At 63.2% G+C, this 24,212-nt stretch carries 22 protein-coding genes; 8 read left to right on the top strand and 14 right to left on the bottom strand.

Features of this window, described 5'->3' with window-relative positions; genetic code table 11:
• Window positions 1–6 precede the first annotated feature (6 nt).
• Window positions 7–1,800: a pseudouridine synthase gene (locus OSJ75_RS12990; protein ID WP_267228367.1), complete on the bottom strand. Its 1,794-nt coding sequence runs from the start codon at window positions 1,798–1,800 to the stop codon at window positions 7–9.
• Between the two features lie 365 nt (window positions 1,801–2,165).
• Here OSJ75_RS12990 and OSJ75_RS12985 point away from each other — a divergent pair, with 365 nt between their 5' ends.
• Window positions 2,166–2,597, top strand: a complete 432-nt coding sequence (locus OSJ75_RS12985; RefSeq protein ID WP_250015459.1) for a nucleoside deaminase — start codon at window positions 2,166–2,168, stop codon at window positions 2,595–2,597.
• Here OSJ75_RS12985 and OSJ75_RS12980 read toward each other — a convergent pair.
• From OSJ75_RS12980 to OSJ75_RS12960, 5 genes are all read right to left on the bottom strand, one after another.
• The gene (locus OSJ75_RS12980; protein WP_256473351.1) at window positions 2,594–3,523 is read right to left on the bottom strand and encodes a DUF4105 domain-containing protein; all 930 of its coding nucleotides are present in this window, start codon (window positions 3,521–3,523) and stop codon (window positions 2,594–2,596) included. The two genes, OSJ75_RS12985 and OSJ75_RS12980, sit on opposite strands and share 4 nt — an antisense overlap.
• Window positions 3,524–3,754: 231 nt before the next feature.
• Window positions 3,755–4,426: a hypothetical protein gene (locus OSJ75_RS12975; RefSeq protein WP_267228366.1), complete on the bottom strand. Its 672-nt coding sequence runs from the start codon at window positions 4,424–4,426 to the stop codon at window positions 3,755–3,757.
• 181 nt (window positions 4,427–4,607) lie between these two features.
• Complete coding sequence (gene ileS, locus OSJ75_RS12970; protein ID WP_267228365.1) at window positions 4,608–7,526, bottom strand: isoleucine--tRNA ligase; 2,919 nt, start codon at window positions 7,524–7,526, stop codon at window positions 4,608–4,610.
• A gap of 330 nt (window positions 7,527–7,856) precedes the next feature.
• Entirely contained in the window at window positions 7,857–8,837 is a 981-nt protein-coding gene (locus tag OSJ75_RS12965; protein ID WP_250015171.1) for a bifunctional riboflavin kinase/FAD synthetase, read from the bottom strand.
• 13 nt (window positions 8,838–8,850) lie between these two features.
• On the bottom strand, window positions 8,851–9,699 hold the full coding sequence (locus OSJ75_RS12960) for a TIGR01459 family HAD-type hydrolase (RefSeq protein ID WP_250015462.1): 849 nt from the start codon (window positions 9,697–9,699) through the stop codon (window positions 8,851–8,853).
• A gap of 152 nt (window positions 9,700–9,851) precedes the next feature.
• Between OSJ75_RS12960 and OSJ75_RS12955 the strand changes: the two genes are divergently transcribed.
• From OSJ75_RS12955 to groL, 4 genes are all read left to right on the top strand, one after another.
• Window positions 9,852–10,970, top strand: a complete 1,119-nt coding sequence (locus tag OSJ75_RS12955) for a cation diffusion facilitator family transporter (RefSeq protein ID WP_267228364.1) — start codon at window positions 9,852–9,854, stop codon at window positions 10,968–10,970.
• Window positions 10,967–11,275, top strand: coding sequence for an ArsR/SmtB family transcription factor (locus tag OSJ75_RS12950; RefSeq protein WP_250015175.1), 309 nt, complete (start codon window positions 10,967–10,969; stop codon window positions 11,273–11,275). Before OSJ75_RS12955 ends, OSJ75_RS12950 begins: the two co-directional genes overlap by 4 nt.
• Before the next feature lie 1,289 nt (window positions 11,276–12,564).
• Window positions 12,565–12,861, top strand: a complete 297-nt coding sequence (gene groES / locus OSJ75_RS12945; protein ID WP_250015178.1) for a co-chaperone GroES — start codon at window positions 12,565–12,567, stop codon at window positions 12,859–12,861.
• Between the two features lie 62 nt (window positions 12,862–12,923).
• Entirely contained in the window at window positions 12,924–14,567 is a 1,644-nt protein-coding gene (groL, locus tag OSJ75_RS12940; RefSeq protein ID WP_250015180.1) for a chaperonin GroEL, read from the top strand.
• A 103-nt stretch (window positions 14,568–14,670) separates the two neighbouring features.
• On the opposite strand, the gene OSJ75_RS12935 is transcribed toward groL, so the two are convergent.
• Window positions 14,671–15,069 (bottom strand): winged helix-turn-helix transcriptional regulator, encoded by a 399-nt coding sequence (locus tag OSJ75_RS12935; RefSeq protein ID WP_250015182.1) that lies wholly within the window; start codon window positions 15,067–15,069, stop codon window positions 14,671–14,673.
• Between the two features lie 92 nt (window positions 15,070–15,161).
• Here OSJ75_RS12935 and OSJ75_RS12930 point away from each other — a divergent pair, with 92 nt between their 5' ends.
• On the top strand, window positions 15,162–15,725 hold the full coding sequence (locus OSJ75_RS12930) for an NADPH-dependent FMN reductase (protein WP_250015184.1): 564 nt from the start codon (window positions 15,162–15,164) through the stop codon (window positions 15,723–15,725).
• A gap of 30 nt (window positions 15,726–15,755) precedes the next feature.
• Here OSJ75_RS12930 and OSJ75_RS12925 read toward each other — a convergent pair whose 3' ends face one another.
• Together OSJ75_RS12925 and OSJ75_RS12920 are read right to left on the bottom strand one after the other, a co-directional pair.
• On the bottom strand, window positions 15,756–16,784 hold the full coding sequence (locus OSJ75_RS12925; RefSeq protein WP_267228363.1) for a DUF2332 domain-containing protein: 1,029 nt from the start codon (window positions 16,782–16,784) through the stop codon (window positions 15,756–15,758).
• A gap of 74 nt (window positions 16,785–16,858) precedes the next feature.
• Window positions 16,859–17,263, bottom strand: coding sequence for an SRPBCC family protein (locus OSJ75_RS12920; RefSeq protein ID WP_250015187.1), 405 nt, complete (start codon window positions 17,261–17,263; stop codon window positions 16,859–16,861).
• A gap of 219 nt (window positions 17,264–17,482) precedes the next feature.
• On the opposite strand from OSJ75_RS12920, the gene fumC reads away from it, so the two are divergent.
• Together fumC and OSJ75_RS12910 are read left to right on the top strand one after the other, a co-directional pair.
• Window positions 17,483–18,874 carry a class II fumarate hydratase gene (gene fumC, locus OSJ75_RS12915; RefSeq protein ID WP_267228362.1) on the top strand — a complete coding sequence of 464 codons (1,392 nt, stop codon included), beginning with the start codon at window positions 17,483–17,485 and terminating at the stop codon, window positions 18,872–18,874.
• 99 nt (window positions 18,875–18,973) lie between these two features.
• Window positions 18,974–19,369 carry a DoxX family protein gene (locus OSJ75_RS12910; protein WP_250015189.1) on the top strand — a complete coding sequence of 132 codons (396 nt, stop codon included), beginning with the start codon at window positions 18,974–18,976 and terminating at the stop codon, window positions 19,367–19,369.
• A gap of 51 nt (window positions 19,370–19,420) precedes the next feature.
• Here OSJ75_RS12910 and msrA read toward each other — a convergent pair whose 3' ends face one another.
• From msrA to hisS, 5 genes are all read right to left on the bottom strand, one after another.
• Window positions 19,421–20,110: a peptide-methionine (S)-S-oxide reductase MsrA gene (msrA, locus tag OSJ75_RS12905; protein ID WP_267228361.1), complete on the bottom strand. Its 690-nt coding sequence runs from the start codon at window positions 20,108–20,110 to the stop codon at window positions 19,421–19,423.
• 4 nt (window positions 20,111–20,114) lie between these two features.
• Window positions 20,115–20,633, bottom strand: a complete 519-nt coding sequence (gene msrB / locus OSJ75_RS12900; protein WP_267228360.1) for a peptide-methionine (R)-S-oxide reductase MsrB — start codon at window positions 20,631–20,633, stop codon at window positions 20,115–20,117.
• Between the two features lie 135 nt (window positions 20,634–20,768).
• Window positions 20,769–21,467 (bottom strand): ATP phosphoribosyltransferase, encoded by a 699-nt coding sequence (gene hisG / locus OSJ75_RS12895; RefSeq protein ID WP_267228359.1) that lies wholly within the window; start codon window positions 21,465–21,467, stop codon window positions 20,769–20,771.
• Window positions 21,464–22,594: an ATP phosphoribosyltransferase regulatory subunit gene (locus OSJ75_RS12890; RefSeq protein WP_267228358.1), complete on the bottom strand. Its 1,131-nt coding sequence runs from the start codon at window positions 22,592–22,594 to the stop codon at window positions 21,464–21,466. Before OSJ75_RS12890 ends, hisG begins: the two co-directional genes overlap by 4 nt.
• Before the next feature lie 8 nt (window positions 22,595–22,602).
• Window positions 22,603–24,111 (bottom strand): histidine--tRNA ligase, encoded by a 1,509-nt coding sequence (gene hisS, locus OSJ75_RS12885; protein WP_267228357.1) that lies wholly within the window; start codon window positions 24,109–24,111, stop codon window positions 22,603–22,605.
• Window positions 24,112–24,212: the final 101 nt, after the last annotated feature.

The raw sequence follows: 24,212 nt of genomic DNA, 5'->3' as shown, positions 1-24,212 counted from the left end.
TCAGCCTCAGGGTCTCGGCTTGCGTGGCGGACGGCTTCCGCCGCCAGAGCTTCCGCCACGGGGGCTTCCGCCGCCCGAGCTTCCACCACGAGGCCCGCCGCCGGTCCTGCCGGCCGGCTTTGGCCCGCCAAAGGGCCGCTCGCTCTTGCCCGAGGCAGGTCCACGCGATGGCTTGCCGCTGGCGCCATAGGGACGTTCCGAACGCGAACGCTCTCCCTGCGTGCCGTAATTGCCCTGCGCCTCGCGCTCCTTCAGCTCCGCCCGTTCGCGCTTGCCGACACGCGGCGGACGGGGTCCATCGCGTTTCGTGCCCGCGGACGGGCCGCGCTCGGCGGCATCATTGTCGCGCCTCGGCCGGTCACCATTGGGCCGATCGCCATGGGGCCGATCGCCATAAGGTCGGCCGCCAAAGCTGCGCTTCGGCTCGTCGCCTTCCGGCTTGCGGGCGCGCGGCGGCCTGTCGCCATAGGGCCGGTCTTCGCGGTCGGAGCGGCGGTTTTCATCGCGGAAACGCTCCTTGCGCGCTTCGGCTTCCTTCACGCGCGTCGGATTGAGCGGCCGTGCGCCGGGCGCCATCCAGACATTGGTCGAACGGCTCTTGCGCGTCGTCGCCTCGGCCGGCTTGGCACCGGCGTCGCGGTCGCGCCTCGGCGCCGCGCCGCGGCTGTCGGTTCTGCTGTCGGATCGGCTATCCGACCGGGCCGGTCTTTCACGCGGCCGCTCGAATGCGCTTTCGGCGGACCGGTCCGCATCGTCCGGGCGCGGTTCCCTCGGCTCGCCCTTCGGCTTGCGCGGTCCGCGTCCCCGCGCCACCGGCGAGCTCGATATCCATTCCGCCTGGCGTCGTTGCCTCGGCCGCGCCTCGCCTTCCGGCTGTGCCGGCTCGCTGCGCACCACTTCATTGCTGAATTCGTTGAGAACCGGCGCGTCGAAATCGGCGCCGGATTCCTCGATCAGGCGATCGCCGAGCTGGTCGCGCAGGGTGCGGCCCTTCATCTCGCGCACCGCCCCTTCGGGCAGGTCGCCGAGCTGGAACGGTCCATAGGAGATGCGGATCAGCCGGTTGACCGACAGGCCGAGCGCGCCGAGCACGTTCTTGACCTCGCGGTTCTTGCCCTCGCGCAGGCCGACCATGATCCAGACATTGGAGCCCTGCTCGCGCTCCAGCGTCGCCTCTATGGCGCCGTAGAACACGCCCTCGACGGCAATTCCGTCCTTCAAGGTGTCGAGCTTTTCCTGCGTCACGCTGCCATGGGCGCGCACGCGGTAGCGGCGCAGCCAGCCGGTCGAAGGCAGTTCCAGCGCGCGCGACAGGCCGCCATCATTGGTGAGCAGCAACAGGCCCTCGGTATTGATGTCGAGCCGTCCGACCGACAGCACGCGCGGCATTTCGGCGGGCAGGGATTCGAACACGGTCGGGCGCCCCTCCGGGTCGCGGTTGGTCGTCACGAGCCCGGCCGGCTTGTGGTAGAGCCAGAGCCGGGTGCGCTCCTTCTGCGGCAGCGGCTTGCCGTCGACCTCGATGCGATCGGTGCGCATGACATTGAGCGCCGGGCTGTCCAGCCGCTTGCCATTGACCGAGACGCGGCCGGCGGCGATCATCGTTTCGGCTTCGCGCCGCGATGCTATGCCGGCGCGCGCCAGGCGCTTGGCGATGCGCTCGCCCTCTTCCGGCTGCGCCTCGTCCGGCGCGCGGCGCCTTGTAGCGTCGCTGCGGGGGCGGCTTGCTTCAGCCTTGCCGAAACTGCGCTTCTCGCCGTATGGTTTGCCGCCTTTGCGGCCGTCGTTCGAACTAGTCATGGATTGGTTGCCTTTCAGCAGGCCTCATAGAGCATCGGACGGCAAATAAGACGTCATTCTGTTTCGTGGATGGCGAGACGCTTCACGCGGAAGGTAGCAAGGCCGATGGTTGCGCATCGGACGAAACTGCCTGACAAAACGGCTGTCCGCAAGGCGGAGACCCGCAGCACCGGGTGAATTCAGGCCATTTCCAGGAATTGACCGCGCCCGATACATCGCATCGGTGACATCAATTCCCTGGCCTTCGTCCACACATCCCTCCGGCAGAATACGTCTTATTTGCCGCCCGATGCTCTAACAGCTATGAGGTGTGCATGCGAGTGATTTTTGGATGATAGGCCGCCGTGACCGAAAAAATTGATCCGATGACCATGGCGCTGGCCGAAGCCCGCCTCGCCGGCGAGCGCGGGGAAGTGCCGGTCGGCGCCGTCCTCGTCAAGGACCGCGCCGTGATCGCCGCTGCCGGAAACCGCACGCGCGAGCGCAACGACCCCACCGCCCATGCGGAAATCCTCGTCATCCGCGAAGCCTGCGAGAAACTGGCGACGGAAAGGCTCATCGGCTGCGATCTCTACGTGACGCTCGAGCCATGCACGATGTGCGCGGCGGCGATATCGTTCGCGCGCCTCCGCCGGCTCTATTACGGCACGCAGGACCTGAAGGGCGGCGGCGTCGACAATGGCGCGCGCTTCTTCACCCAACCCACCTGCCATCACGTGCCGGAAGTCTATTCCGGCTTCCGGGCGAGCGAGGCCGAGGGCCTGCTCAAATCCTTCTTCCAGGCCAGGCGGCTCTAGTCTTCGCGTATCCTCGCCGAAAACGCGGGATCGGTATCGGCGGCGATTGCCTTGCGGTTGACGAGCGCGGCCGCTTCGATCTCCTCCAGCGGCTTCTGCCGATCGATCGCACCGAGATCGTGGAGATAGCCGGGCAGGTAGCCCGACAGCACCACCCGGTAGTCCAGCGGCAGGTCCGGTGTTATCGCCCGCATCATGTCGAAGATGACGGTGGTGCAATTGGCCGTCACGGTATTGTAGAAGCTTGCTTCCCGCGCAAGATGATTTGCCTTGTCCACATAGGACAGGAACAGCGCCTGGCGCATCTCCGGCTTCATCTCGATCCGGTAGCGGTAGACGTCCTCGCCGCGAATATTGGTGCGAAGCCGGATGATGTCGCGCTCGTCGGCAGCGATCATCGCCAGCTCGAACTGCTTGAAGAAACCGCCGATCTCGGAGAATTCCTCGCCCCTTTCCTTGCGGATTTCGGCCGAAAACACGATGAATTCGCCATTGCGGAAGCCGAAACTGACGAGCGTATGGGCGATTGCGGGATTGGACCAGTAGGACAGGAACAGGTCGACCGAGGCGAGTTCCCCGAGATCGTAGCTCCGGCTTTCCCAGCGCGGCGTGAAATCGTCACGCGAACGCCACTCGAAGTCGCGGACGTTCAGCAGCGTCACCTCCTGCCCGCTCAGGGTGCCAGTCACGGTCTGCGCCACGTCGTCGGCCCAGATCCGGTTCAGCGATGGCGTGATCGTCGCCCACCAGACCAGCAGGCCCGCCATCAGCGGCACGAGCACGGTCAGCGCCCTGCCCGACCTTCTATGCGCCGCGAGCCAGAGCACGGCAAAGCCGGCAGCCATCCACACGATGAGGCAGAGGAAGCGAGGGAAGAAACCCAACGGCAGCTGATACCAGAGCGCGAAGGCGCCCCAGAGAAACATGCCGAGAGCAAAAATGACGAGGAGAACACGGCCAAGAAATCTCAGAATGAACACCCGGTAGCACCCTCATTGGTCAGATCAGTTGACTATCCCACGTAGCTGGCCCACGTAGCTGGCCCACATAGCTGGCCCACGTAGCTGGCAACGGCGAAAAACAAAAACGGTTCCGTTTTTTAACGAAACCGTTTGCTTCATGAACCGATATTCGATGGACACCGTGGCGTCTCGCGATCATTCCCAGGGGATCAGATCGCGGAAGCTGAAGCCCTTGTCCTTGCGGGCCGCCGCCTTGCGCTGGCGTTCCTTGCGGGCCTCGTCCTCGCCGAGTTCGGTTGTGGAGGCCGTCGGCGCCGGGGCGCGATATTCGAGCGGCGGTTCGCTGAGATAGCGCCGCGTCGTCGGCGAACCGGCGGTGGAGGCGAGCCGGCGCGCGCGGAACTCGGCACCCTTGTTATTCGTGGCGCCGGCCGGCACGACAGGCGGCGTCCGGTCGTTATTCGCACCATATTCGGACGAATCGACCACCTTGCGGCCGCCCATGTCGTTCTCGACCTCGGGAACGAAGTTCGGATTGTTCTGGTTGGCCGTCGCCGTATCGCGGATGCGCCTGCGGCGCTGTTCCGGCGATTCCGGCCAGTTGTCCTTGTTCTGCGCCACGACGTCGTCCTGCGGCGCCGGCAATTGCGCGGCCTGGCCGGATGCCGGACGAACCAGCTCGGGGCGCGGATTATAGGCAACCGGGGCATTCTTCCTCGGGCCGAACGAAGCGATGTTGGAAACGTCATCCAGCAACTGGGCGCCGGCGGTCTTGTCCGTGCCGTAGCGCGGCGAGGACATGCAGCCGCCGAGGGCCATCGCCCCGACAAGCACGCTGAGTATTGTGATGCTTCCGTTCAAGTTCATACTCGCCACTTTCAACCCAAGCCTGGGCAATGCCCGCTGATTTCCCGCCGATCCTTATGCCCTGCCTTGAGAATAGGGCAACTCAATGGCAGCCTTTTACATGAGGCCCATGGCATTAAGCAAGCCGAGCCCCGAGAATGTGGAGAAAAGCCGGCCGGTCAGCGAGCGGCCGGCTTTCCGATCATGCGGCCAGCTTGCCGAGCCTGGCCAGTTCGGCGAGGGCCGCGGCATCCCGCGCCGACACGTCCGGATAGGCAGGATCCGAGCCGACATCATGGGTATAACGCCATGAGCGCGCGCATTTGGTGCCGCTCGCCTTTTGCGGCACGACCGCGACGCCGGCGACCTCGCCTGTGGTGAAGGCGCCGGCCGGCGCCTCGCCGGAGGTGATGGAGATCGCGCTGGTGATGCAGATCTCGGCCATGTCCAGCCCCTCGATGGCGGCAAGCAGTTCCTTGTCGGCAATGTGGACCACGGGCGCGGCTTCCAGCGAAGAACCGATGGTCTTCTGCGCCCGTTCGAGCTCCAGCGCTCCGGTCACGACGCGGCGCACATCCTTGACCCGCCGCCATTTGGCCGCGAGCGCATCATTGCGCCATTCCGCCGGCGTCTCGCGGAACTGCTCGAGATGGATCGATTGCGCGTCCTTGTGCAGGTCGAGCCAGGCTTCCTCGGTCGTGAACGGCAGCATCGGAGCGAGCCATGTGACGATCCGGTCGAAGAGGTGCCGCACGACCTGCAGCGCCGCCTTGCGCTTCACGCTGGAAGGCGCGTCGCAGTAAAGCGCATCCTTGCGGATGTCGAAATAGAACGCGGACAGCTCCACATTCATGAAATCGACCAGGGCGCGGGTAATGCGCTTGAACTCGAAACCGTCATAGGCCGAGCGGACCAGCTCGTCGAGTTCCGCAAGGCGGTGCAGCATCAACTGTTCGAGTTCGGGCATTTCGGCATAGGGAACCACCTCGCCCTCGTCATGGGCGAGCGTCCCGAGCATCCAGCGGATCGTGTTCCGCAGCTTGCGATAGCTGTCTATGTTGGTCTGGATGATATTCTTGCCGAGCCGCTGGTCTTCCCAATAGTCGGTCGTCATCACCCAGAGGCGCAGGATATCCGCGCCGGAATCCTTGATCACGTCCTGCGGCGTCACGGTATTGCCGAGGGATTTCGACATTTTGCGCCCTTCTTCATCCATGGTGAAGCCATGGGTGACGAGCGTCTTGTAGGGCGCTACCCCCCGCGTCCCGCAGCTTTCGAGCAGCGAGGAATGGAACCAGCCGCGGTGCTGGTCGGACCCTTCGAGATAGACGTCGGCCGGCCATTTCAGGTCCGGACGGTCTTCGAGGGTGAAGACATGGGTGGAGCCGGAATCGAACCACACGTCGAGAATATCGCGGACCTGCTTCCAGGGCTCGCCGGCCCTTTCGCCGAGGAACCGCTCGCGGGCGCCATCGGCAAACCAGGCATCGGCGCCCTCCTGCTCGAATGCTTCGAGGATGCGGGCATTGACGGCTTCATCCATGAGGATATTGCCATCCTCGTCGGCAAAGACGCAGATCGGAACGCCCCATGCGCGCTGGCGCGAAAGAACCCAGTCCGGGCGATCCTCGATCATCGCGCGCAGGCGGTTCTGGCCGGCGGCCGGCACGAAGCGGGTCTCGTCGATGGCCGCCAGCGCCCGCGAACGCAGCGTCGTCCGGTCGCCGAGGTCCTTGTCCATATAGACGAACCATTGCGGCGTATTGCGGAAGATGACCGGCTTCTTCGAGCGCCAGGAATGCGGGTAGGAATGCTTCAGGCGGCCGCGGGCAAACAGCGCATCGCGCTGGATGAGCTCGTCGATGACCGCCTTGTTGGCATTGCCCTTCTTGCCATTGTCGTCGATGACGCGCGCGGCACCGCCTTCGCGGTCCGGACCGAAGCCCGGCGCGTCCTTGGTGTAATAGCCGGCATCGTCGACGGTGAACGGAATGGCGGAGGAGATTCCCATCGCCTCGATCGCCTGGCGCGAATCCATCCAGGCGTCGAAATCCTCGCGGCCATGGCCCGGCGCGGTGTGGACGAAGCCCGTTCCGGCATCGTCGGTGACATGATCGCCGGGGAGCAGCGGCACCTTGAATTCATAGCCGCCGCCAAGGCCCTTGAACGGATGGGCAAGCGTCGTCTGCGGCAGGTCGTCGGCGGTGACGGCCGACAGGCGTTTGAGCGAAAGCCTGGCCTTGGCCGCAAGCTCCTCGAGCAGGGCATCGGCGAAGACGAACCGGTCGCCGGGGCGCGGGCCGAAGTCGTTTTCCGCCGTTTCCACTTCATAGAGACCGTACTGGACCCGCGGCGAATAGGTGACGGCGCGGTTGCCCGGGATCGTCCACGGGGTGGTGGTCCAGATGACCACGCTGGCGCCACGCAGATGTTCCGGACCAGCCTCGACCGGGAACTTCGCCCAGATCGTGTCGCTCTCGTAGTCCTGGTACTCCACCTCGGCTTCGGCCAGCGCGGTCCGTTCGACGACGGACCACATGACCGGCTTGGAGCCGCGATAGAGCTGGCCCGACATCGCGAATTTCAGCAGTTCGCCGGCGATGCGGCTTTCCGCATGGAAGGCCATGGTCGTATAGGGATTGGCGAAATCGCCCTCGATGCCGAGCCGCTTGAACTCCTCCGTCTGGACTTTTATCCAGTTGGCGGCGAAATCGCGGCATTCCTTGCGGAATTCATTGATCGGGACCTCGTTCTTGTCCTTGCCGCGCGCGCGATACTGCTCTTCGATCTTCCACTCGATCGGCAGGCCATGGCAGTCCCAGCCGGGGACGTAATTGGAGTCGAAACCGCGCATCTGGAACGAGCGGGTGATGACGTCCTTGAGGATCTTGTTCAGCGCATGGCCGATATGGATATTGCCATTGGCATAGGGCGGACCGTCATGCAGCACGTAGAGCGGGCGGCCCTTGCCGTCCTCGCGCAGCTTGCGGTAAAGGTCCATCTCCTGCCAGCGCCTGACCATTTCCGGCTCCTTGGCGGGCAGGCCCGCGCGCATGGGAAAATCGGTCTGGGGCAGATAGAGGGTCTTCGAGTAGTCGATCGGCTTCGGAGTATCGGTCATTTTTTCAGCTTGTCATGGGCTCGCGCGGTACGCTGCGGGCAGGTTTTCAGAGAATGTTCAAAAAAGAGCGCCAGGGCGCCATTCCCGACCTTCCACACCACAAAGCTCCTGGCTTCAGGCACGCGGTAAGGCCGGGCCGGTAATTCGTATCGTCTGAATGGGTATGGACCGTGCTGCAGCCCGGAAAGCAGTTTTCATGGGGGCGCTTTTAGCAATCACTGCGGCCAGAATAAAGAGGCCGCCGCAAGAAACTTCAGCGCCGGCCCTGCCGGGCGCAAAGCGGCAAGCCGAAGAACGATCCGGGAAGGCAGGCATTCGGCAAGCTGGGCTTCAGGCGAAGTTGAGCGCCGCATCCAGTGGCGACAGCGGCCGCACGCCCTGCAGCAGCGCCCGCGCCTCCTCCTCGTCGCGCCGGATCTGCTGCATCAGCGGCTCCAGACCGTCGAACTTCTCCTCGCCGCGCAGATAGGCGAAAAAGGAGACGGCGCAGACCTCGCCATAGAGATTGCCGCTGAAGTCGAACACATAGGTTTCAAGCAGCGGCTCGCCCTCCGCATCGACCGTGGGCCGGCGGCCAAAGCTCGCCACGCCATCATGCAGCGAGCCGTCGGCCCGGCGAAACCGCACGGCGTAGATGCCGTGCTTGAGGTGCGTTTCCGGCGGCAGCGCCATATTGGCCGTGGGGAAGCCGAGCGTCCTGCCGAGCTGCTTGCCCTGGATGACCGGCGCCCTTACCCGGTGGCGGTAACCGAGAAGACCGGCGGCCTCGACCACTTCGCCCTCGCCGAAGAGCGAGCGGATGCGGCTCGAGGAGACCGCCTGCCCGCCTTCGTCGCGGAACGCATCGACGAGGGTGACATCGAAGCCACGCCCCTGCCCCGCATCCATCAGGAAGGCCGGACCGCCCTGGCGGCCCCTGCCGAAATGAAAGTCGAAGCCGGCGACGATCCGGCTGGCCCCGAGCGCCTCGACAAGAATCCGATCGACGAAATCATCCGCCGTCAGCTGCGAGAATTCGCGGGTGAAGGGGCATTCGACCACGGCGTCGAAGCCGAGGGCGCCCAGTATCTCGGCCTTTTCCGCTGCCGGGGTCAGCCGGTCCACCGGCTGGTCGGGGACGAAGACGCTTCGCGGATGGGGCTCGAATGTCAGCACCAGGCTGGCCCGGCCGCTGGCCCCGGCCGCTTCCAGCGCCTTTTCCAGCACCGCCTGATGGCCGCGATGCACGCCGTCGAAATTGCCGATGGCCACGACCGCGTTGCGCAGATGGCCGGGCAGATGATTGGGATCGCTCAGGCGCAGGATAGCCATGGCAGCCGTCACCTCACGCAAGGCCCGGCATGGTCGCCACCGGATTGCTGCCATGCTTTTCAAGGAAGGCGGTGAGCTTTTCGACGTCATGCACGCCGCCCATGACATAGTCGCCCGCATGGATGCCGCCCGATATATAAAGGACGTCGAGGCCGAAGAGGTCGGCGCCCTTCACATCGGTCAGCATGCCGTCGCCGATGGCCAGCACCCGGTCATGGGCGACGGCGGCGCCTCTCGCCTCCCCGGCGGCGGCAATCGCCGCCTCGTAGATCGGACGGTGCGGCTTTCCCGCGATGAGCGTCCTGCCGCCCAATTGCCCGTAATCGCGCGCCAGGGCGCCCGCGCACCAGATGAGCCTGTCGCCGCGCTCCACCACTATGTCGGGATTGGCGCAGATGAACGGCAGGTCGCGCGAGCGAAAGCGCGTCAGCATCTCCGCATAGTCTTCCGGCGTCTCCGTCTCGTCATCGTAAAAGCCGGTGCAGACGACACCGTTGGCCTCGCGCTCCTCGACGAGTTCGACGTCGAGCCCGTCATAAAGCGTCAGGTCGCGGTCAGGGCCGAGATGGAACAGCTGGCGCGGCGCCTTGCGGATCAGTTCGCGCGTGACGTCGCCGGATGTGACGATGCGGTCATAGGCGGCTTCCGGCACGCCCAGGGCGTGGATCTGTGCCGCCACACTGTCGAATCGGCGTGGCGCATTGGTGATCAGAACCACTGTCAGGCCGGCCTCGCGCGCCCGCTGCAAGGCGGCGTTCGCCGGTGCGAAGGAAGCAACCCCATTGTGCAATACGCCCCAGACATCGCAAAGGAGCACGTCATAGCGGTCCATTACATCATCGATACGTTGCAGATGTATCATGCCGCTCATGCTGATCCTTTCAGAGAATGCAAAACCCGCCATCGCTTAGCCGATTGCGCCGGGGCTGTCACCACTCAACCGGATTTCGAACGAGGATGTTGACCATCAACATATAAACAACTATTCATATGTTGCAGATGAAAGGATACGAGATGGCGCATTCCGACGCAGATCATGGCCCGGACCATGGTCATTCCCACAGCCATGATCACAGCCATGACCACAGTCATTCCCATGGTCATTCTCATGGTCCGGGCCACAGCCACGTCCCGAAGGTTGGCGCCGGCAATGAGCGGAAAGTGCTTCTCGCCTTCCTGATCACCTTCACTTTCATGGTGGTCGAGGTCGCGGGCGGCCTCATCTCGGGTTCGCTCGCCCTGATCGCCGATGCCGGCCACATGCTGACCGATGCCGCCGCGCTCGCTTTGTCCTATGGCGCATTCCGCTTCGGCAGGCGCGCGGCCGACCGGAAGCGGACCTTCGGCTATCTGCGATTCGAGGTGATCGCCGGCCTCATCAACGCGCTGGCGCTGTTCGCCATCCTGATCTGGATTTCCTACGAGGCCTTCGAGCGTTTCCGCAGCCCCTCCGAGATATTGGCGGGGCCGATGCTCATCGTCGCCATCATCGGCCTCGTGGTCAATCTCGGCGTGTTCTGGATCCTCAGCCGCGGCGACAGCGAACATGTCAACATCAAGGGCGCCCTGCTGCATGTGCTCGGCGACCTGCTCGGTTCAGTCGCCGCCATCGTCGCGGCGATCATCATCTATTTCACCGGCTGGACGCCCATCGACCCGATCCTCTCCGTGCTGGTCTGCCTGCTGATCCTGCGCAGCGCCTGGTCGCTCCTGCGCAACTCGCTGCATATATTGCTGGAGGGAGCGCCGGAAAATGCTGCGCCGGAAGAGCTGGAGCGGCATTTGCTGCAGGCCGTTCCGGAGCTTGCCGGCGTTCGCCATGTCCATGTCTGGCTGATAACCTCGGGCAAGCCGCTTGCGACGCTGCATGTCAGGCCGAGGGACGGCGCCGATCCGCGCCTGCTGGTGCAGAGGGTCGAAAATGAACTGAGGGAAAAGTTCGGCATCGACCATGCAACGATCGCCATCGACTGGCCGGACATGGCAGCCGACGATTGCCGCCTGCAGGCAGGGGACGGCGCGCACGCGGATCATGAGCATGCCGAACACGAGCATGGGGTTCACGACCATGCCGGCAGGGACCAGGCCAGCAGGGACCAGGCCGGCAAGGACCACGGAGGACACGGGCATTGACCGCCATACCCTCGCAGCTCGATACGACGATCCTGGCCGAGACCTTCCGCCTGCTCGGCGATCCGACCCGGCTGCGCATACTCTTCTACTGCCTCGAGGCGCCGCGACCTGTCGGCGACATCGCCGCCAGTCTCGGCCTCTCCCAATCGCTGGTCAGCCACCACCTTCGCCTGTTGCGCGGCGCGCGGCTGGTGCGGGGCAACCGGCAGGCCAAGCAGATCTTCTACGAGCTGGCCGACAGCCATGTCAGCGGCATGCTCGTCGACATGGCGCACCATGTCTGCGAGGAATCCGCCGACGACTGAGGGGAGTCCTCACGCTGGGCCCTACCTCGCTCCGAAACAAGAGAGGCAATAATGTACCGCGTGCTTCGACAGGCTCAGCATGAGGGAGATTGGGTGTTTGGCAAGGTGGTGATTCTGAGATGTTGGCGGTATTGAGAGCTCGCAGAACCAGAACCATGCAATCAATCCAATTTCCTCATCCTGAGCCTGTCGAAGGGCGCAGCAACGTTTGTGCAATCCCTTTCTTTGCTTGCATCAAAATAGTGCGTGCTTCGACAAGCTCAGCATGAGGGAGGTTGGGTGTTTGGCAGGGGGATAATTCTGCGAGGTTTCAGACCCTGGCTCCCTGCTTTTCTGCAATCAAATCAATCATCCTCATCCTGAGCCTGTCGAAAGCCCCCCAACAGTAATGCAACACACGGCCCTCCTTGGGGGATAAGTGGAAACTTATCCCACCACTTTGAAACCGGGTTATTCTGCACAAATCCTTTCCAGTGGGGGAGCAGCTTCCGGTGCTGTTTCGAAAGCTGGGAAAGGATGGCGTTGCCGGACAGTCGGAAGTGACAACCCCGATTATCCAGCAAACTGCAGAAGGAAACGGAGGTGGCGCTTCGTTTTCCGGGTTGTTGCGTCTGACAAGCGCAGCAACAGCAGGCAAAGACGTCGCGGGCGGTCTTCGGACCTCGACCCTGATACCATTACGACGCGCTGAAGACCGCCCGTCTCCCCCCTTTTCAATGACCAGACGCGATTGCGCGGGCGTGGTGATGATTTTCCGTATTTAATCCACCTCGCCTATGCCGATCTCCACCACCCTCATGCTGAGCCAACCTCCCTCATGCTGAGCTTGTCGAAGCACGCACGATGCTTTTTGCAGCTTCCCAAAAAAGGGATTGCACAAACGTTGCTGCGTGCTTCGACAGGCTCAGCATGAGGAAATTGGATTGATTGCATGGTTCTGGTTCTGCGAGCTCTCAATACCGCCAACATCTCAGAATCACCCCTCTGCCATCCACCCACCCCTCTCGGCATGAGGGAGGGTGGCTAACCATGAGGAAAGTGAGCGCGGGAAATCTGGATCGATCGTGGAAACGGAGGTTGCGGGGATTGCCCGGCAGGGGCTGGCATGGCGGCACGAATATTTACCCCGCGTTCAGGAACATCCTGGATTTCCCCTGTGGTTTCCCTTGACTCTCGCAGCGCCTCCTACTATCTCCGAACCCAGTTAGCACTCACCCGCAACGAGTGCTAATAGTGCGGATGTTGCATCATCCGTCGATCGTTTTGTCACCAACTCAAGGGTTCTAACCATGGCCAAAACCAAGTTCCGCCCGCTTCACGACCGCGTTGTCGTGCGCCGCGTCGAATCCGAGGCGAAGACCGCCGGCGGCATCATCATTCCAGACACCGCCAAGGAAAAGCCGCAGGAAGGCGAAGTCATCGCAGTCGGCACCGGCGCTCGTGACGAAGCCGGCAAGCTCGTACCGCTGGATGTCAAGGCTGGCGACCGTATCCTGTTCGGCAAGTGGTCCGGCACGGAAGTGAAGATCAGCGGCGAAGATCTGCTGATCATGAAGGAATCCGACATTCTGGGCATCATCGGCTGATTGCCGGTACCCATCCACAACAACTTTAAATCAAACCGGGTTTGATCCCAGGAGAGATGAAAATGGCTGCCAAAGACGTAAAATTCAGCCGCGACGCGCGTGAGCGCATGCTGCGCGGTGTCAATATCCTTGCCGACGCCGTCAAGGTGACGCTGGGCCCGAAGGGTCGCAACGTCGTCATCGACAAGTCGTTCGGCGCTCCCCGCATCACCAAGGACGGTGTGACTGTCGCCAAGGAAATCGAGCTTGAAGACAAGTTCGAGAACATGGGCGCACAGATGGTCCGTGAAGTCGCTTCGAAGACGAACGACATTGCCGGCGACGGCACCACGACCGCTACCGTTCTCGCCCAGGCCATCGTTCAGGAAGGCGGCAAGGCTGTTGCTGCCGGCATGAACCCGATGGACCTGAAGCGCGGCATCGATCTCGCCGTCGCCGAAGTCGTCAAGGAACTGGTCAAGAAGGCCAAGAAGATCAAGACCTCGGAAGAAGTCGCCCAGGTCGGCACGATCTCCGCCAATGGCGAGACCGAGATCGGCGAAATGATCGCCAAGGCGATGCAGAAGGTCGGTAATGAAGGCGTCATCACGGTTGAAGAAGCCAAGACCGCCGAGACCGAGCTCGAAGTCGTCGAAGGCATGCAGTTCGACCGCGGCTACCTGTCGCCCTACTTCGTGACCAATCCCGAGAAGATGGTTGCCGACCTCGAGGACGCCTACATCCTTCTCCACGAGAAGAAGCTGTCGAACCTCCAGGCACTGCTGCCGGTTCTCGAAGCTGTCGTCCAGACCTCCAAGCCGCTCGTCATCATCTCCGAAGACGTTGAAGGCGAGGCTCTTGCCACGCTCGTCGTGAACAAGCTGCGCGGCGGCCTCAAGATTGCTGCCGTCAAGGCACCGGGCTTCGGCGATCGCCGCAAGGCCATGCTGGAAGACATCGCCATCCTCACGGGCGGCCAGGTCATTTCCGAAGATCTCGGCATCAAGCTCGAAAGCGTCACGCTCGACATGCTCGGCCGCGCCAAGAAGGTGTCGATCAGCAAGGAAAACACCACGATCGTCGACGGCAATGGCAAGAAGGGCGAAATCACCGCTCGCGTCGGCCAGATCAAGCAGCAGATCGAAGAGACCACTTCGGACTATGACCGCGAGAAGCTGCAGGAACGTCTTGCCAAGCTCGCTGGCGGCGTTGCCGTCATCCGCGTCGGCGGTGCGACGGAAGTCGAAGTGAAGGAAAAGAAGGACCGCGTCGACGACGCTCTCAATGCAACGCGCGCTGCCGTTGAAGAGGGTATCGTTCCCGGCGGCGGCACCGCTCTGCTGCGCGCTTCGGCCGGCCTGACGATCAAGGGCATCAATGCCGATCAGGATGCAGGCATCAACATCGTTCGTCGCGCCCTGCAGGCTCCGGCCCGCCAGATCGCTACCAATGCTGGCGATGAAGCATCGATCGTCATCGGCAAGATCCTTGACAACAAGAAGGACACCTATGGCTACAATGCGGCCAATGGCGAGTATGGCGATCTGATCGCCCTCGGCATCGTCGATCCGGTCAAGGTCGTTCGTACTGCCCTTCAGGACGCTGCATCGGTAGCTGGTCTTCTGGTCACCACCGAAGCCATGATCGCCGAAACGCCGAAGAAGGAATCCGCTGCACCGGCAATGCCAGGCGGCGGCATGGGCGGCATGGGCGGCATGGACTTCTAATCAGTCCAGTCAGAAATGCGGAAAAGGCGGGCCACGAGCCCGCCTTTTTTGTTTGTTCCGAACCTATGCCGATTGGTGCCTGTTCGGCACCCTGTTTTGGCGCCTATTCGGCGGCCTCGGGAAAACTCTCCACCAGTCCGTTTCTCGCGTCGAAACGGGCCCGCGCCGTCCGCACGCGCGCCTCGTTGGCGACGGCCCAGTCACCCAGCGCCCGCACCGGCACCAGCAGGTTGCGGCCAAGATCGGTCAGCTCGTAATCCACCCGCGGCGGCACCGTCGGAAACACGGTCCGCGTGACGAAGCCGTCGCGTTCCAGCCCGCGCAGGGTGCTCGTCAGCATCTTTTGCGATATTCCGGGGATCGTCCGTTTCAGCTCGTTGAAGCGCATCGGCCGCTTGCCGAGGAAGCTGACGACGAGGACCGTCCATTTGTCGCCGACGCGCTGCAGGATATTGTGCACGGTGGCGCATGCGCTGGTTACTTCGAAGTGATTCGGTTTCAAAAAAGTGCCTCCTTGCCACGTCTCGAGATGGTCACTTATATAGCGCCGGTCACCAATCGTTACCACCCCCAAGCACAAAGGATTCACCGAGCATGGCAAAACTGAAGATCGGGATCATCGTCGGCAGCACGCGCATGGGCCGCTTCGCCGAATATCCGGCCAAATGGGCCTCCGAACTCGCCGCTGGCCGCAGCGACGTCGAGACCGAAATCGTCGATCTCCTCGACTATCCGATGCACTTCTTCGGCGAAGAGCGCAGCACGACGGCGGAAACCGAAACGGCCGAGCGCTGGAAGAAGAAGCTGCGTACGTTCGACGCCTATATCATCACCGTCGCCGAATATAATCATGCCCCGACCGCCGTGCTGAAAAACGCCATCGATCTTGGCGATTTCATCCACAAGCCGGTCGGCTTCGTCGGCTATGGCGGCGTCGGCGGTGCCCGCGCCGTGGAACATCTGCGCGGCATCTTCGTCGAGATGAGCGCCGCTTCGGTCAAGGCCGGCGTGCATATTTCCTATCCGGAATATCTGACCGTCGTCAAAGGCGAGAAGAAGCTCGGCGACTATCCGCATCTGAACGAGGCGCTGACCGCCCAGATCGACCAGCTTGCCTGGTGGGGCAATGCCCTGAAAGCTGCCCGCGAAAAGGCCTGAAGCATCGGGCGGCCGGTCCTGGCCGCCCCCTCACGCCCATTCGGCCCAGCGGCCGTGGAAATCGGCGCGGCCGAGCTTCATCGACTGTTCGCCCGGCCACAGAGTAAGGCCAATGCCCGCCGAGCCCGGCACATCATCCGGCTCGATGGCGAGCCAGGCAAACGGCGTATCCTCCGTCGCCGCATCGCCGGCCTCGAAGATCGCCGACACAAGGCCGGCCTTGGTATCCTCATCCAGATATTGCCAGACGATCGTATGGAACAGCAGCCGCGTGCGGCCGCGCTCGCGCGGCATACGCAGCTTTTCCACGAGCCAGGCGGCGGCACCCTGGCGCTCCACCCGGTACCTGGCCTCCGCCGCCAGCGACAGCGCCTGGCTTATCCGCCGCAACCGTTCCTCCTGGTCGGCCCAGACATAGGACAGCAGCCGCTCGCGGTCCCTCGCCGAGGCCGGATCAAGCGGATTGAGGTCGCAGCCCTGGCGCGAGCCAATCAGCAGCTCCTGGCTGGTATCGGGCGCATTGCCACGCCATTGCGAGCGGATTTCAACGCTTGAATCGCCATTCCAGGCGGCCGCGCCGAAATCGAATCGATAGCGGTCGAATGCAAGGTTGAGGCCGGCGCTCGACCCGATCTCGTAGACGTCGATCGGCAGTCCCGTTCGCCCCGCCAGATGCAGGCAGGCGCCGAGAATGGCGCCGGAACGGGCCACCTCGTTCGTTTGTGGCGCACTGTCGAGATAGCCCGCCAGAAAAGCATCGTGATTGCGAATCGCGCCCTCGATGGCGGCCCAGAGCCTGTCTTTGTCGCTGGCGTCGGGCGGATAGACTGCCTGCAATTGCGGCGAGGCGCCGGAGCGAGCGAGGGCATGCAAGCCCCCTGCCGCACGCAATGGCAGCGCCGCATGCACCGGATCGCCCTGCCAATCGAGGATGCGGCTGCCAAAGCGGCTCGTTCCGTCGAGCCTCTCGGCCAGGACCTCGCAAAGCCGGGCGGTGAAGGGGGAACCGAGCGAAAGGCAGGCCTGCGCCTGCCGGACAAAACTGTCTCTCACGCTCATCAGCGCTCGGACCAGACGGCGCGTTCGACATAATCGATGCGCAAATTGCGGGATTCGGCCATGGCCCTCGCATCCTACAGGACGAGTTGCGTTTCCAGAATATCCTTGAGCTTGCGCAGGTCGCGCATCACCCAGGCGGCGTCGGCGGTGAATTTCTCGTCGTCCATGCCGGGCAGCCGGAAAAGCGTGAAGCTGAGTTCCGAGCATTCGCCATTGGCGACGACGCGCAGCGGTATGTAGACTTCCTCGCCCGTTTCCGTCCGCACCCAATGGTCGAGCACGCCCAGATCGTTGGGCGGCACGAATCGCAGGCGCAGCTTGCCGGCGGGACCATCCGCCAGCCATTCATCGCCGAGCTTCTGCAGGCCGGACGTCAGCCCCGACGCCCATTCCGGCAGATTGTCCGGTACGCAGGCGTAGTCATAGACATCCTTCCAGTTGCGTTGAATGGAGATTTGAAGTGTCCGCGCTTCATGCATCGCAAGACTGGCCTCCCCAGCAGATCTATAATCGATTTTATCCCGGTGCCCCGAATCTGAAGTTCACTACATGGTTGCAGCAGCGTCCCCTGCTGCCATAGTGAGGCATATACCACACTAGCAGCTTATGGTCCGGGGACCAACATCTGCAACGGCAAACCTTGCCTCCCGCCCTGCTTCGCAGTAGTGATTTCGCCAACTTTCACAGGAAAACGCACCATGACTTCTACCCGTACCGAAACCGATACGTTTGGCCCGATCGAGGTTGCTGCCGACAGATACTGGGGAGCCCAGACGGAACGGTCGCTTCACAATTTCAAGATCGGCGGCGAGCGCCAGCCGATACCGCTGGTGCACGCGCTGGGCATCGTGAAGCGGGCGGCCGCGGAGACGAACATGGCCCTCGGCAAGCTGGACGAGGTCATTGGCCGCGCGATCACCGTCGCTGCCGAAGAGGTCATCGAGGGCAAGCTGGACGATCATTTTCCGCTCGTCGTCTGGCAGACGGGCTCGGGCACCCAGTCCAACATGAATGCCAATGAGGTCATCTCCAACCGCGCCATCGAAATGCTGGGCGGAACGAAGGGTTCGAAGAAGCCGGTCCATCCCAACGACCATGTCAATATGAGCCAGTCGTCCAACGACACGTTCCCGACGGCAATCCATATCGCCACCGCCATCGAGGCGACGAAGCGGCTCTACCCGGCGCTCGATCACCTGACCGATGCGCTGGCCAGGAAGGAAAAGGCCTTCGCCGACATCATCAAGATCGGCCGCACCCATACGCAGGACGCCACCCCCGTGACCCTCGGCCAGGAATTCTCCGGCTACCGGGCGGCGCTGGAATATGCGCGCAAGCGGATCGAGCAGAGCCTTGGCGACGTCTTCCTTCTCGCCCAGGGCGGCACCGCCGTCGGAACGGGACTGAATGCACCGGTCGGCTTCGACACCGGCTTTGCCGAAGCCGTGTCCGACATCACCGGCCTGCCCTTCAAGACGGCGCCCAACAAGTTCGAGGCACTCGCCAGCCATGGCGCGCTTGCCAATTTCCATGGCGCGCTCAACGCCCTTGCCGCCGATCTGTTCAAGATCGCCAATGATATCCGCTTCCTCGGCTCCGGGCCGCGTTCGGGTCTCGGCGAGTTGAAGCTTCCGGAAAACGAGCCGGGCTCCTCGATCATGCCGGGCAAGGTCAACCCGACACAGGCGGAGGCGCTCACCATGGTGGCGGCGCAGGTTTTCGGCAACCACACCACCGTGACCGTGGCCGCCAGCCAGGGCCATTTCGAACTCAACGTGTTCAAGCCGGTGATCGCCCTCAACGTCCTGCAATCGATACGGCTGCTTGCCGATGCCATGGTCTCGTTCGCCGATAATTGCGTCGAGGGCATCGAGGCCGACGAAGTGCGCATCACCGACCTGCTCGAACGGTCGCTGATGCTGGTAACGGCGCTCGCGCCCGCCATCGGCTACGACAATGCGGCGAAGATCGCCAAGACCGCGCACAAGAACGGCACCACCCTGCGCGAAGAAGCGCTGGCCAGCGGCCACGTCTCGGCGGAAGATTATGACCGCCTGGTAAGGCCCGAACGGATGATCGCACCTGAATAAACCAAGGATCCGTTGAACAATCTGTTGTCAAATACGCGTCTTTGGTAAACAGATAAAGTCGCGTATTGACCCACGGTCCTTTACTCAGGAGAAAGTCGTATGGCTAACAATAGCATACTGGTACTTATAGGTCGTATTCTACTATCGTTCATGTTCATCATGGCGGGATGGGGCAAGCTGACTGCCATTGGCGGCACGGCGGGCTATTTTGCCAGCCAGGGCCTGCCGGCTCCGACGATCGTCGCCGTTCTCGTCGGTCTCCTGGAGTTCTTCGGCGGCATCGCGGTGCTCGTCGGCTTCCAGACCCGGATCGCCGCCCTGCTTCTCGGCCTGTTCACCCTCGCCGCCACCGCGGTCGCCCACCTCGACTGGAGCGGCGATGCGGGCATGGCGCAATTCATGTTCTTCCAGAAGAATCTCGGCGTCGCCGGCGGCTTCTTCGTTCTTGCAGCCCATGGCGCCGGTGCTTTCTCGCTCGACGCACGTCGCGCGTAAGACCAGCGTTCGCAAAACAAGAAAAGGCCGCTTCCGCGGCCTTTTTCATTGTCAGTTGGTGGGCTTTCCATCCCCGACGAGCACCGGCTTTTCGCGATAGACCTCCGGGAACAGCTTGCTCAGGTTCTCGATCTTCGGCAGGTCATTATAGGCGATATAGGGCTGCGTCGGATGCAGCGTCGCATAGTCCTGATGATAGGCTTCCGCCGGATAGAACGCCGTCAGCTTCGATAGCTTCGTGACGATGGGCGCCGAATAGACCTTCGCCTTGTCGAGCTGGGCGATATATTCACGGGCGATGCGTTGCTGTTCGTCGGTCGTCGTGAATATGGCCGAGCGATATTGCGTGCCGACATCCGGCCCCTGGCGGTTCAGCTGCGTCGGGTCGTGCACGACGGAGAAATAGGCCTGCAACACCTTGCCGAGCGACACGACTTTCGGATCGAACGTCACCATGACGGCTTCGGCATGTCCGGTGTCGCCATTGCTGACGCGGTCATAGTCGGCGCTCTCCCTGGTGCCGCCGGAATAGCCAGAAACGGCGCTGGTGACGCCCTTCATATGCTGGTAGACGCCCTGCACGCCCCAGAAACAGCCGCCGGCGAGCACGATCGACTGCACGTCCAACGGCGTTGCCTGGTCCAGTGCCGGCGGCGGCGCCATCACCGCAGTCTCGGCCGCAATGGCCGGCGCTGCAAATCCGAGGCAGGCGGCCGCAAACAGAATTCGGGAAAGTCTCATCGGATTATCCTTTCACCTCGGCCGCTGCCGGATTGAACTTCATGGCAATGCCATTCATGCAATAGCGCAGGCCGGTCGGTTGCGGCCCGTCGTCGAAGACATGGCCGAGATGACCGCCGCAGCGCCGGCATTCCACCGCCGTGCGGATCATGCCCCAGGATGTGTCGGATTTCTCGATGACGGCATTCTGCAGCGGTTGCCAGAAGCTTGGCCAGCCGGTGCCGCTGTCGAATTTCGTCGCGCTGTCGAATAATGGAAGATCGCATCCGGCGCAGGCGAATATGCCCTTGCGCTTCTCGTGGTCGAGCGGGCTGGAAAAGGCGCGTTCCGTGCCCTCCTGCCGCAATACTTCATATTGATCCGGCGACAGCAGGGCCCGCCATTCGGCGTCCGTGCGCTCGATTTCAAACTTGCCTGCCGCCTTGCCTGCCGCTCGGGATGGGCTTGGGCCCATGAACCGCGAGAGCGCAGCGACTGCCACTCCCGTCAGCGCGGTTCCAAAAAGCATCCGCCGTGTCATCATCCTGGCTCTCCCTGCATGATCTTACCGCACTTGGCGGCGATATGCAGGAATACGTATCGGCGGGATAAAAGTTACAGATCGGGCTTGCCGTTCACGCAGACTTGATGGGCCCGGCCCGAGGACCATGGGAAAAGGTCAGGCCGATGCGAGGCTGGTCTTGATGCGCTCGGCCACCTCCGCGACACCCGCCGCGTCGCTGACGGCGCGCGAGGCGACAAGACAGGCCTCGGACCGCAGGATGACGCCGTCCTCCAGTATCTTCAGGTGGTTTGCCTGCAGGGTGGACCCCGTGGAGGTGATATCGACGATGATATCGGCGGCGCCCGAGGCCGGAGCGCCTTCGGTAGCGCCGAGGCTTTCGACGATGCGATAGACCTGGATGCCGTGCATCTGCGAGAAGAACTGCTGGGTCAGCCGCCAGTATTTCGTCGCTATGCGCAGGCGCCGTCCGTGGCGCTGGCGGAAATCGGCGGCGACATCGTCGAGGTCGGCCATCGTCGAAACATCGTACCAGACTTCCGGCACCGCCACGACGACATCCGCATGGCCGAAGCCGAGGCGCGCTTCGATGCCGACGCGCTCGTCGGCGGCGGCGAGTGTCTCGCGAACGAGGTCTTCCCCGGTCACGCCGAGGTCGACGCTGCCATAGCCGAGTTCGCGGGCGATCTCCGATGCCGAAAGGAACAGGATATCGATGCGGCTCTCGCCGCGCACGCTGGCGCGGTAATTGCGCTGGTCCTTGGGCAGGACGACTTCCAGGCCGGCTTTTTCAAGCACGGCGAGCGCCTGCTCCTTGAGGCGCCCCTTGGATGGCAAGGCGAGCGTGATCGTCATTCGGTCTCTCCCGCGATGCGCTCCAGCCGATCGAGCCAGATCGAAAACCCTACTCCGGGGATGGAGCCGACCGCGCCGAGCATCGTCAGCAGCCGGTCATAGCGGCCGCCGCCGACAATGGCGCCGATACCCGGCTTGCCGACGCAGACGACCTCGTAGACAAGGCCGGTGTAATAATCGAGCGGGCGCCCGAAGGCGGCGTCGTAGATGATCGTCTCATGCCCGATACCGGCTTCCATGATGGAGGCCGACCTTGCTTCGAACTGTTCGAGCGCCGGGCCGAGGTCGAAATCATTGGCGCGGGCAAAGCGCAGCAGATCGCCCGCGGCCGAGCGCAGCGGCACGCGGATGGCGAGGAAGGATTCCAGCGCCGAAAGTGCCCGCGCGGGCAGGCGGATCGAAGCGAGATCGGCCTTTTCGATCAGGCGCCGGGCAATTTCGAGCGGCGTGCGGCCCGCGCCGGGCGAAATGCCGGTATCCTGCATCTCCGTTTCCAGCCCGGTGGCGAGCGCAGCTTCGTCATGCTGCGCCACATGGCGGGCCAGATGCTCCGGCAGTTCGTCGCTGCGCCTGTCGGAGGCAAGGTCGGCGATGAGCGCCTTCAGCTGGCCGGGATTGCCGAAGGAGCGCGCAAGCCGCTTCTGCCAGCCGCGCGGCAGGCCGAGGGCGGCGAGAACCGCCTCGAATATGGCCTGGTCGCCGAGCAATGTCTCAAGCTCCGCCGCCGGTGCGACGAGACGGACGGCGGCAAGCGCATCGGCAAGCGAGCGGGCATCGGCGCGGGCGCGGTTGGCATCGCCAAGATCCTCTATGCCGGCCTGGAAGAACTCGCTGTCGCCCTCGCGCCGCTGCCGGAACACTTTGCCGAGATAGGCATAGCGCTTGGGCGTCTCGGCGTTGCGGTCGATATGGTCGCGGCAGACCGGAATGGTGAATTCGGGACGCAGACAGAGGCTTTGGCCGTTTTCGTTCTCGGTCAGGAAAATGCGCCGCCGCAGATCCTCGCCCGCCATGTCCAGGAACTGGTCGGCCGGCTGGATGACCGGAATATCCACGAGTTCGGCCTCCCGCGCGCTGATCAGCGCGGCAAGCTCATTGGCGAAGGCCGGGGCGCGGAAAGCGTTCACGTCTGACCTTATCCCAATCCGTTGGCGCGGTCTTCCGCCTGCGCCTGCAATATCTTGCGGACCTCGGCCACCAGTTCCGTCTCCCTGGCGGTAATCTGGGCCGGACGGCTTTCACGCCAGGTCGTATTGTCTTTGATCTGCGCGGCGAGGCGCGCGCCCTCGACGAGGTCCTTGATCTGGATTTCGCCGTTTTCACGCTCCTGCGAGCCCTGGATGACGACGCAGGGCGCGCCGCGACGGTCGGCATATTTCATCTGCGGCTTCATGCCGGAGCCACCGAGATACATTTCCGCCCGGATACCCGCCTGGCGCAGTTCGGCGACCATTTTCTGGTAGCGTCCGAGGCTCGCGGTATCGCGGTCCATCACCAGGACGACCACCGGCCCTGCCCCATCCGATAGACCGAGCTTGCCGAGGTTCTTCAACGCCGTCATCAACCGCGAAACGCCGATCGAGAACCCGGTTGCCGGCACCGGCTCACCACGGAAGCGGGAGACGAGGCCATCATAGCGGCCGCCGCCGCCGACGGAGCCGAACACCACCTTCTCGCCCTTCTCATTGGTCACGTCGAAGGTCAGCTCTGCCTCGAAGACGGGGCCGGTGTAATATTCCAGCCCACGCACGACCGAAGGGTCGATCCTGACGCGGCCTTCATAGCCGCCCGCCCGGCACAGCGCCTCGATCGTTTCGAGTTCCGCAACGCCTTCGCTGCCCTTTTCATTGCCGCTGACCACCTGCCGGAGGTTGGCGATCGTCTCTTCGCCGCTGGCGCCGCCAGCCGAGGTGAAGTCGAGCACCTTGCCGATCGCCTCGTCATCGAGCCCGGCACCCTTGGTGAAATCGCCGCTCTCGTCGAGCCGGCCCTTGCCGAGCAGTTCGCGCACGCCCTCGAGGCCGAACTTGTCGAGCTTGTCGATGGCCCGCAGCACGGTCAGGCGCCTGGCGATATTCTCATCGCCGGCAAGACCGATGGCATCGAGCACGCCGTCGAGGACCTTGCGGTTATTGACGCGGATGACGTAATCGCCGCGCTTGATCTCCAGCGCCTCCATGACATCCGCCATCATCATGCACATTTCGGCATCGGCGGAGACCGACGGCGCGCCTACCGTATCGGCGTCGAACTGCATGAATTGCCGGAACCGGCCGGGACCGGGCTTTTCGTTGCGGAAGACCCAGCCGGCGCGATAGCTGCGATAGGGCTTGGCGATGGTTTCGAAGTTTTCAGCGACATGGCGGGCAAGCGGCGCAGTCAGGTCGTAGCGCAGCGACAGCCATTGCTCGTCATCGTCCTGGAACGAGAACACGCCTTCGTTCGGCCGGTCCTGGTCGGGGAGGAACTTGCCCAGCGCGTCGGTATATTCGACGAGGGGCGTCTCGACCGGCTCGAAGCCATAGAGTTCGTAGACCTTGCGGATCTCGGCCATCATCTTTTCGGCGGCGCGCAGGTCCTCCGGGGCGCGGTCCACGAAACCGCGCGGAAGCCGCGCCTTAACCCTGTCCGCTTTCGTTGTCATGATGCTTGTCCGATATCCTGAAATGGGTACTCAATCTGAAATGCCGGCTGCGCCGGAACCTTCGGGGAAGGCTCTAGCGGATCACGCCCTGAAGGGCAAGG

The organism is Phyllobacterium sp. 0TCS1.6A, from assembly GCF_026420825.1.
GTDB lineage: Bacteria > Pseudomonadota > Alphaproteobacteria > Rhizobiales > Rhizobiaceae > Phyllobacterium.
The sequence above is the reverse complement of the archived record's forward strand: the minus strand, read 5'-3'. Positions and strand labels throughout refer to the sequence as shown.

Bases quoted from the DNA above. Each gene is read 5' to 3' on its own strand.
- OSJ75_RS12990 (WP_267228367.1), bottom strand. From the start codon at position 1,800: ATGACTAGTTCGAACGACGGCCGCAAAGGCGGCAAACCATACGGCGAG.
- OSJ75_RS12985 (WP_250015459.1), top strand. From the start codon at position 2,166: ATGACCATGGCGCTGGCCGAAGCCCGCCTCGCCGGCGAGCGCGGGGAA.
- OSJ75_RS12980 (WP_256473351.1), bottom strand. From the start codon at position 3,523: ATGTTTCTCTGGGGCGCCTTCGCGCTCTGGTATCAGCTGCCGTTGGGT.
- OSJ75_RS12975 (WP_267228366.1), bottom strand. From the start codon at position 4,426: ATGAACTTGAACGGAAGCATCACAATACTCAGCGTGCTTGTCGGGGCG.
- ileS (WP_267228365.1), bottom strand. From the start codon at position 7,526: ATGACCGATACTCCGAAGCCGATCGACTACTCGAAGACCCTCTATCTG.
- OSJ75_RS12965 (WP_250015171.1), bottom strand. From the start codon at position 8,837: ATGGCTATCCTGCGCCTGAGCGATCCCAATCATCTGCCCGGCCATCTG.
- OSJ75_RS12960 (WP_250015462.1), bottom strand. From the start codon at position 9,699: ATGATACATCTGCAACGTATCGATGATGTAATGGACCGCTATGACGTG.
- OSJ75_RS12955 (WP_267228364.1), top strand. From the start codon at position 9,852: ATGGCGCATTCCGACGCAGATCATGGCCCGGACCATGGTCATTCCCAC.
- groES (WP_250015178.1), top strand. From the start codon at position 12,565: ATGGCCAAAACCAAGTTCCGCCCGCTTCACGACCGCGTTGTCGTGCGC.
- groL (WP_250015180.1), top strand. From the start codon at position 12,924: ATGGCTGCCAAAGACGTAAAATTCAGCCGCGACGCGCGTGAGCGCATG.
- OSJ75_RS12930 (WP_250015184.1), top strand. From the start codon at position 15,162: ATGGCAAAACTGAAGATCGGGATCATCGTCGGCAGCACGCGCATGGGC.
- OSJ75_RS12925 (WP_267228363.1), bottom strand. From the start codon at position 16,784: ATGAGCGTGAGAGACAGTTTTGTCCGGCAGGCGCAGGCCTGCCTTTCG.
- OSJ75_RS12920 (WP_250015187.1), bottom strand. From the start codon at position 17,263: ATGCATGAAGCGCGGACACTTCAAATCTCCATTCAACGCAACTGGAAG.
- fumC (WP_267228362.1), top strand. From the start codon at position 17,483: ATGACTTCTACCCGTACCGAAACCGATACGTTTGGCCCGATCGAGGTT.
- OSJ75_RS12910 (WP_250015189.1), top strand. From the start codon at position 18,974: ATGGCTAACAATAGCATACTGGTACTTATAGGTCGTATTCTACTATCG.
- msrA (WP_267228361.1), bottom strand. From the start codon at position 20,110: ATGAGACTTTCCCGAATTCTGTTTGCGGCCGCCTGCCTCGGATTTGCA.
- msrB (WP_267228360.1), bottom strand. From the start codon at position 20,633: ATGATGACACGGCGGATGCTTTTTGGAACCGCGCTGACGGGAGTGGCA.
- hisG (WP_267228359.1), bottom strand. From the start codon at position 21,467: ATGACGATCACGCTCGCCTTGCCATCCAAGGGGCGCCTCAAGGAGCAG.
- hisS (WP_267228357.1), bottom strand. From the start codon at position 24,111: ATGACAACGAAAGCGGACAGGGTTAAGGCGCGGCTTCCGCGCGGTTTC.